The organism is Bacillus sp. AR2-1, from assembly GCF_008368755.1.
In the GTDB taxonomy this organism is placed as follows: Bacteria; Bacillota; Bacilli; order Bacillales; family Bacillaceae_G; genus Bacillus_A; species Bacillus_A wiedmannii.
This window is the reverse complement of record NZ_QORY01000039.1, coordinates 1-8,366: the sequence shown is the minus strand read 5'-3', so window position 1 is coordinate 8,366 and position 8,366 is coordinate 1. Positions and strand designations below refer to the sequence as shown.

Here is an 8,366-nt window from a genome sequence, read left to right as displayed (position 1 = left end):
GCGACTTCCTTATGTTAACATCTTCGTTAGTTAATGTCAACTAAGTTTTTCATTTTGTTTGCCGCGTTCTGCGTTATTGCATCGGCGACTTGTTCTATATTACACCTCTATATCCTAATCGTCAATACCTTTTATCCTTTTTATTTTATAAATTCTAAAGGGTATTGAACCTTCTTTATTTATACTCCGTTCCTAGAGATTAATAAATTGTTGCAATCACTTTCATAATTGACAGTTTATACTTTCTTACTTACACCTTTCTAAAGAATGAATAGCAAGCCAAACAAATATATATTAAAGGTAGCACTTTTTATTTCGAGTACATTCCAGCTGTATTCACAATTATCTCCTACCACTTCTCTCTAGGAATTATAAATATACCATGCATTTACTAAAAATCTAATTAACTTAGGAGGCGTTATGAAATGCATGTTAATAAGAAGATCATTTATGTATCCCATGATGCCCATTTCCACGGAGCACAGCTGCTTTCTTTACATACTATTAAAGCTCTTAAAGAAAACTTTCATTACTCCGTCGCAATTATTTCTATTGGAACGGGCATTTTAATCCACGATTTTCAAAAGTATGGTCCTGTTTATTGCCTAGAGGAAGACTACCCAACAGAAAAAAGGGTCGAATTATTAATAAAGAAGTTACTATCACAAGACTATACCATCGCCATATGTAGTACCGTCATAAGTGGTGACATAGTTGCATTACTAGCTAAACACAATATAAAAGTTATTTCATTAATACATGAATTGCCGCATTTAATACAACAGTACTCTGCCGAGGGGAAAGCGAGAAACATTGCCCAGTTTGCTTACAAAATTGTCTTCCCTTCACAGTACGTGTATGAAAAATTCCGTACAATCACCCAATTAGATCATCAAAAATGCCACATCCTCCCTCAAGGCTTGTTTAACCACAATCCTTATAAGAACAATATTGCAAAAGCTAGAAGCGAATTACGAAAAAAACACAACCTGCCTCTAGATAGCAAAATCATTTTGGGAGTAGGTTTTGCTGATCATCGGAAAGGGATAGATTTATTCTCACTTATTGCTTACTCAGTAAGAAAAGTTCATACGAATATTCATTTTATCTGGGTCGGGAGAACGGATGTTCATTTCTTTAACACACTATCCCCAAGATATACAGCACATTTCACATTAGTTGAGCCTACTCCAGATATCGGTTTATATAACGCCGGGGCTGATTTATATTTATTAACTTCAAGAGAAGATCCTTTTCCAAACGTTGTTTTAGAAGCATTAGATACAAAAGTCCCTGTTATAGGGTTTAAAAACGCTGGAGGTTTTGAAGATGTTGTTACGGAACAAACTGGCGCCTTAGTAGACTTTTTAAATTTACCGCAGGTGCTGGAAAGAATATATGAATTTATTGGAGATGAAGACTTACGATTACAAAAAGGGCGCTTTGGCCAAGAGCTTATTGAAAAAGATTTTAACTTTCTTCATTACATTTATCAACTGTTAAACCTACTTGATCATAATTACAAAAAAATAAGCGTAATCATACCGAACTATAATTACGAAAAATACTTACCTGACCGAGTTAAATCCATATTAAACCAAACCTATCCCCTTTACGAACTAATTTTCCTAGACGATGCCTCCACTGACAATAGCGTATCTATATTTAAACAGCTGCTCTCAAACGAAAATAAGCCCCACCTAAAAGTTCAGGAGATTATTAATGATAAAAACTCTGGTTCTGTATTTAAACAATGGATAAAAGGCGTCTCTGCAGCAACCGGTGATTATATTTGGATTGCAGAGGCCGATGACTTATGTGATCAGACATTTTTAGAAGAAGTAATACAAGGGTTTCATATAAATGGTGATGTTACCTTAAGCTACACACAATCAAAACAAATAGATGAACAAGGAAATATCCTGGCCAATCATTATTTAGATTACACAAATGATATTGATAAAGAAAAATGGAAAAGTTCTTATTTTCGAAAAGGGATAGATGAAATACAAGATACATTACTTATCAAGAACACCATACCTAATGTCTCAAGTGTAGTTTTTAAAAACATAGATATAAAAACAACAGAAAAACAATTAGAAAAGTTTAAAGTAGCTGGTGATTGGTTTTTCTATGTTTCTATTCTTAAAGAGGGGAACATTTATTTCAATCCAAAACCACTAAACTATCATAGACGACATACAAATAGCGTAACGGGAACAGAAGATTCATATTCCCATTACAGTGAAGTTGTACAAATGCAGAATTTCATTAAAGAAACCTTTACTATCGACAATATTTCAAAAAAGAAAATGTACACATATAGAAAGTATCTTAAAGCATATTTGAAGATTGAATGATATATTTTCTTCGCCATCAGTGTCTCTTGTAAGACGTTACTATCATTTAAGGGGGGGTACTCATTGAAAGAATTTATAGAGGCAAATAAAGATTTGATTTCTCAAATTGCACACAACTACAATGTAAATGCAAGTATCCATCCAGAGGATCATATCTTTCAATTCCTTGTCACTAATCCAGTCTTTCCATCTAAAAAAGAAGCGATAGATTATTATTTTCAAGATGGGAGAAAATCCGCAGAAACACTCTTAGATTTAATTACGTCCTTTTATCCTCCTATAGACACTCCAATAAAATTATTAGAATTCGCATCCGGATACGGCTGCGTAACACGTCATTTATTAAACCTACAAACGAACTTAAGTATAACTACCTGCGATATACATGAAGAGGCTATTACTTTTATTGAACGTACATTAAATACTTCTTCTATCTTGTCTCACCCTGAACCTGAACAAGTAAATTTGACCTCCTCTACGTATGATATCGTTTTTTGTCTATCCTTTTTTTCTCATATGCCTGATACAACTTGGTTTCGTTGGCTTCAAACATTGTATAATGCTGTTTCTCCTGAAGGCTTACTCATTTTCACAACTCATGGTTATCAAAGTAAAAAGTACTTCAGCTTTCCAGATTTAAATAAACAGGGTTATTGGTTTCTCCCTTCTAGTGAACAATTAGATTTGGATGTTCATCAATACGGGCAAACGATCGTTAGTCCCTCTTACGTATGTGACAAAATTAAATTATTACCCTATAACCCTGTCATCAAAAAATACACTGAAGGTTTTTGGTGGGAACATCAAGACCTTTGGGTAATAAAAAAAGAAATAAAATAATAAACCACGCTCTACTTATACAAAAGTAGGGCATGGTTTATTATTTTTTACTATATAAGAACTCTTCAATCCATAGCTTATTTAATCTAATTCCACTTTTGAAATCTATTTTCGGTTCCCAATTACATTCTCGTCTTACTCTATCTATATTTAAAATGATTTTTTGAACATTTTCTTGCCTTTGTTTATAGCAGGTAAAGTCCACTTTTCTTTCCGTTAATTTCTCCAATTCTACTATAATTCGTTTTAAAGAGAGACCCTTGCCGCTCCCTATGTTATACACACAAGATTTCAAACGATTTAATTGTGATAGTTGTATAGTGATTTCAACTAAATCATCGATATAAATATAATCTCGAATAATCTCCTGTGGATTCCCATATATATTAATCTTTTCATTACTGAGATGCTGATACAAAAAACAGTTTATTGCCCCAACTTTCTTTAAAGGATTTTGATATTTTCCATATGGATTAGAATATCTACATACAACATAGTCAATTCCGTATTTTTTCTTATAAAAGTACAAGTAATTTTCAAGCGACACTTTTGTTATTCCATAAGGAGAAAGTGGTTTTAATGGATGTTCCTCATCAATAGGTAAATATTCCGGTTCACCATAAACCGTGCCTCCAGAAGATGCTAATACAATTTTTTTAACAGGAAAATTTTTAACACTTTCCATGAAGTTAAGAAAAAAAAAGCTACTGTTTATATCTCCGAAAACATCTTCAATTGAAGTTGCTACATTAGACGTTGCAGCTAAATAAATAATAATATCCACATCCACTAAAGCTTTATATATATCTTCAACATTTGCTAAATCACCTTTAATAAATTCAACATCACTTATAATATTTTGAGGAAAATTATTTATATGTCTGGAAAATACTTTGACAGTTTGACCTTGTTTCAATAAACCTAATGCGAGGTTAATACCAATGAAACTATTTCCACCTACTATTAAATAATTATTCTTCCTCATAATATCCTCTCTAGTAATAAGATTTTTGCTTATCACACCTAGAAATGCAACTAAATGAACTTGGTCACTGCTATTATTCATCCTCTTATCATTGTATGCTTCCTATAAATTTTCATTATCTTTATTTTATATTTTCCTTTTAGAATCGCTATCTTATTTAAGCTGACCGCAAAAAACACTCATACTATTTACTCATTCCCATGAATATATTGGATTAGTAAAAACTTCCCTTCTCCATAAATAAAAATTTCAAAAAGGAGCACTACATGTATGAAGAGTATAAATCAAGAGCTTTTAAATCATGTAATCCTACATAAAGATCGAATCCCACATTTCCATAAAGACTTTCCACTTATACTATTCTGGAGCCATAGAAGCGGATGTACCGCCTTAGCTAATTGGTTCTTTTTTCAAATTGGATTGTTTAATGAAGCAAAGAAATACCATGACTTTATTCATTACTATGAATTCTGGGTGTATAAAAACAACACTAACTACATACCAGAGTTACAAAATGGGCTTCTAACAGCAAATAAAGATGTTTGTAAACTTGTACGGAATCCCTACAAAAGGGCCGTCAGCTCATTTTTATTACTTGCTGACAATCCATATGCTAGCCCTCAATGGGAAAATATCCGCCACTATTTGTATAATAACAAATATAGTAACCGTGGAGTATCATTTAAACAATTTTTATATTACATTCGAGCATTGGGTTCAAATTCCCTAGCAATGGACATACATTTTAGTCAGCAATACGTTCCAGGTGAAGAAAATTTCATCCAATACTATATTCCTTTAGAAGATTTTAATACACAAATCGCTAAGATAGAACACACGTACGATTTGATTAAATCCAATTTAGAGCTTCTTACAAATTCAGATCATCATCGGGCTCATAAGATGCTTTATACAGGAAGCTATGCAGAACTCAGCATTACAGATGCCACCTTCCCTCGCTTTCCAACATATGAAAGCTTTTATGATGAAGAAACAATGGCGTTAGTTACAGAAATATATGCACAAGACTTTGAAATGTATCCGTACACAAAAGGGATATTCTAAGTCGATACATTCTTCAATGAATAAAAGCGAATGTATCGCATAGCATAAAGTGAAACTTTAATTAGCGTGGGGTTCTCTCCCGCTAATTATTCCATTCTACCAATCTCACTTTTATGGGTTCCCTAATTTCCACCCACTCTCTTTGATTTCACTGATTGTTGACGTGTGTGTCATATGCATTTTTTTACAAAGGAGTGATGTCATGTGGAAGGTAATTTGAAGCACAATAATGGATATTGCGTTATTTGTGAGAAGGAAACTACATTTATAGAGCATAATGATTGGCTTAGAGATCATTACTTATGTTCTACATGCCACTCTATACCAAGGCAGCGAGCTATAATCCATGTTTTAAATACATTTTTTCCTAAATGGGGTTCCTATCATATCCACGAATCCTCTCCTGGGGGAATTACAACTCAGCTACTTATAAAAAACTGCAAAAACTATACGTATTCTCAATACTTTAAAAACTATCCTCTCGGCCAATACTTTCAAGGAATTAGATGTGAGAACTTAGAAGATATGACTTTCCAAAATGAATCTTTTGATTTGTTCATTACTCAAGATGTCTTTGAACATGTAATGGAGCCAAACAAAGCCTTTAAAGAAATAGAGCGTGTATTAAAGCCTGGCGGTGCTCATGTGTTTACTGTCCCTTGGTATCATACACTCACAAAGACTTTACAAAGAGCAAGAATCAATAAAGAAGGAATCGAATATATTGAGGAGCCAATTTATCATGGTAATCCTATTGATGAGAACGGGTCTTTAGTAACATTTGATTGGGGTCAAGATATGATTGAATATATTTATACACATGCAAATATGTATACCATTGTTTATTTACAAAAGGATAGATCACTGGGGTTAGATGCTGAATTTCTACACGTTTTTATTAGTAAAAAACACGAAAATAATTTTTAGGTACTATATAATTTGGAGGTTAACAAATGAATAACTTCAAGTTAGGAAATGATTTTGATAACCTTGTTAGCCCACTTTCTGATGTTGAACTTCTAAATCTATTTATACAAAGTTGCTCACAAACAAAGATAAATGGCATCCCAGTACCTATGTTCCCCCCTGAAGAAATTCAACAACAGTTTGTAGGTGCTTCCTATGAACATGCTCTTTATGAAGCATATTTGTTTTATAGCCATGTAAAAACATATGCCCAAAATCTAGGTGTTCCTTTGAATAAAGGACGTAAAATTTTAGACTTTGGTTGCGGATGGGGAAGAATCATACGCTTCTTTTTCAAAGATGTTCGCGATGAAAATTTACTTGGTATTGATGTAGATCCCCTCATGATTACTCTTTGTAATGAAACGTTAGGAAGAGGGATATATAAAACAGCCAACCCACAACCTCCTGTAGAATTTATTAATGACAATTCATTAGATATCATATTCGCTTATTCTGTATTCTCACATTTATCCGAAGAAACAGCAGAAAATTGGATAAAGGAATTTTCAAGAATTCTTCGTCCAGGTGGCATCTTCATCGCCACAACACAAGCACGCTATTTTCTCGATTTCTGTCAACAATTTAAGGAACACCCTGAATTAATTCAAACGGGATGGCATAAAACTTTATCTCAAGCTTTTCCAGATATAAATCGTGCCATCTCGGATTATGAAAGCGGCAATTTTGTCCACAGCCCTACGGGAGCTGGAGACGTTAGAAACAGTAGCTTCTACGGGGAAACCGTTATACCTAGAACTTATATTAAAAACCACTATGAGAAGTATTTAAAGCTACGGGACTTTTTTGATGATACAAACCGGTTACCCCAAGCTCTATTTGTTCTCCAAAAAGATTAACTCTTTTCGCTCATTGTATAATGAAGATCATTTTGTATCTCAGCCGTATATATTAAATCATCAAAGATTTCCATATTAAGCACACTGTACAAAAGAATTCATTATGCAGCATAAACACAGTAAGTAAATAACATATCTCATGTTTTAACTAGATTCGAAAAATCAAAAGTAACTTCCCACCACTTGAACTACGAAGAACATAAGGGGGATATATCTTGAAAATAATCGCTTTTTACTTACCACAGTTTCATCAAATAAAAGAAAATGACCGATGGTGGGGGAAAGGGTTTACTGAATGGACAAATACTAAAAGTGCACGACCTTTATTTTCAGGACATTACCAACCTAGAGAACCTTATCAAGATTTTTATTATGACTTAACCACCCCATCCGTAAGAAAATGGCAAGCAGAAATCGCCAAAGCACATGGCATATATGGTTTTTGTTATTACCATTACTGGTTTAAAGTGAAGAGGCTATTGGAGGCACCCTTTAATGAGGTACTTAAGATGAAAGAACCAGATTTTCCATTTTGCCTTTCTTGGGCAAATGAACCGTGGACAAAAACTTGGGCTGGTCTTGATAGTCACATATTAATGCCTCAAAATTATGGAGAATTATCGGATTGGAAAGAGCACTTTGAGTATTTATTGCAAGCTTTCCAAGATGAGAGATATATCCGTATAGACGATAAACCACTATTCATTATTTATCGCCCCGGGCATATCCCTCATTGTGAACAAATGCTTCATTATTGGAATACACTCGCACAAGAAAATGGTTTGAAAGGTATATACTTTGCAGAAACATTAAACAGCTTTCCACTTCCTAATATAAATGGATTTGATGCTAGCATTGAATTCGAGCCTTTTTATACAATTGCTCATGATAGCTCTTCAGACATAAATAAAACAATATATGAGTCTGGTAAACAAATAAACGCTTGGGATTATGATAAAGTGTGGATGTATATACTAAAACGATCTCCTCCAGAGAAAAAAACATTTCCTGGTGCCTTTGTTGACTGGGACAATACAGCACGCCGCAAAGACTTAAATAGCAGCATCTTCCTAGGTTCTACCCCTAGGAAGTTCACGATATATTTAAGCAAACAAATCCAGCGTACCTATTCTCTTTACAACAGCGAGTTTTTATTTATTAATGCGTGGAATGAATGGGCAGAAGGTACTTACTTAGAACCAGATAAAAGGTATGGATTCGCCTATTTAGAAGGAGTTAAGCAGGCAATTAACAGAGGTATGAAAGCATACAAAAAAGACGAGTCATTCT

Annotated in this window: 7 protein-coding genes; 6 read left to right on the top strand and 1 reads right to left on the bottom strand. The window is 33.7% G+C overall.

Translation table 11 applies throughout. The annotated features are described in order from the left end of the window. Nucleotides 1-425: 425 nt before the first annotated feature. Nucleotides 426-2,360 carry a glycosyltransferase gene (locus DT250_RS29795; protein WP_149214244.1) on the top strand — a complete coding sequence of 645 codons (1,935 nt, stop codon included), beginning with the start codon at nt 426-428 and terminating at the stop codon, nt 2,358-2,360. A 63-nt stretch (nt 2,361-2,423) separates the two neighbouring features. Next, complete coding sequence (locus tag DT250_RS29790; protein ID WP_088610424.1) at nt 2,424-3,200, top strand: class I SAM-dependent methyltransferase; 777 nt, start codon at nt 2,424-2,426, stop codon at nt 3,198-3,200. A gap of 40 nt (nt 3,201-3,240) precedes the next feature. Here the strand turns inward: DT250_RS29790 and DT250_RS29785 are convergent, their stop codons facing one another. Then, entirely contained in the window at nt 3,241-4,185 is a 945-nt protein-coding gene (locus DT250_RS29785) for an NAD-dependent epimerase/dehydratase family protein (protein WP_088610425.1), read from the bottom strand. 270 nt (nt 4,186-4,455) lie between these two features. Here DT250_RS29785 and DT250_RS29780 point away from each other — a divergent pair, with 270 nt between their 5' ends. The 4 genes from DT250_RS29780 to DT250_RS29765 all read left to right on the top strand — a co-directional run. Then, nucleotides 4,456-5,250 (top strand): sulfotransferase family 2 domain-containing protein, encoded by a 795-nt coding sequence (locus DT250_RS29780; protein WP_149214243.1) that lies wholly within the window; start codon nt 4,456-4,458, stop codon nt 5,248-5,250. Between the two features lie 204 nt (nt 5,251-5,454). Continuing rightward, nucleotides 5,455-6,177 carry a class I SAM-dependent methyltransferase gene (locus DT250_RS29775; RefSeq protein WP_087983473.1) on the top strand — a complete coding sequence of 241 codons (723 nt, stop codon included), beginning with the start codon at nt 5,455-5,457 and terminating at the stop codon, nt 6,175-6,177. A gap of 26 nt (nt 6,178-6,203) precedes the next feature. Beyond that, nucleotides 6,204-7,076: a class I SAM-dependent methyltransferase gene (locus tag DT250_RS29770; protein WP_088610427.1), complete on the top strand. Its 873-nt coding sequence runs from the start codon at nt 6,204-6,206 to the stop codon at nt 7,074-7,076. A 215-nt stretch (nt 7,077-7,291) separates the two neighbouring features. Beyond that, on the top strand, nt 7,292-8,366 hold a 1,075-nt coding region (locus DT250_RS29765), incomplete at its 3' end, for a glycosyltransferase WbsX family protein (protein ID WP_149214242.1).

Excerpts from the sequence above, each read along its gene's own strand:
- DT250_RS29770 (WP_088610427.1), top strand. The coding sequence starts at position 6,204 with ATGAATAACTTCAAGTTAGGAAATGATTTTGATAACCTTGTTAGCCCA.
- DT250_RS29785 (WP_088610425.1), bottom strand. The coding sequence starts at position 4,185 with ATGAGGAAGAATAATTATTTAATAGTAGGTGGAAATAGTTTCATTGGT.
- DT250_RS29780 (WP_149214243.1), top strand. The coding sequence starts at position 4,456 with ATGAAGAGTATAAATCAAGAGCTTTTAAATCATGTAATCCTACATAAA.
- DT250_RS29795 (WP_149214244.1), top strand. The coding sequence starts at position 426 with ATGCATGTTAATAAGAAGATCATTTATGTATCCCATGATGCCCATTTC.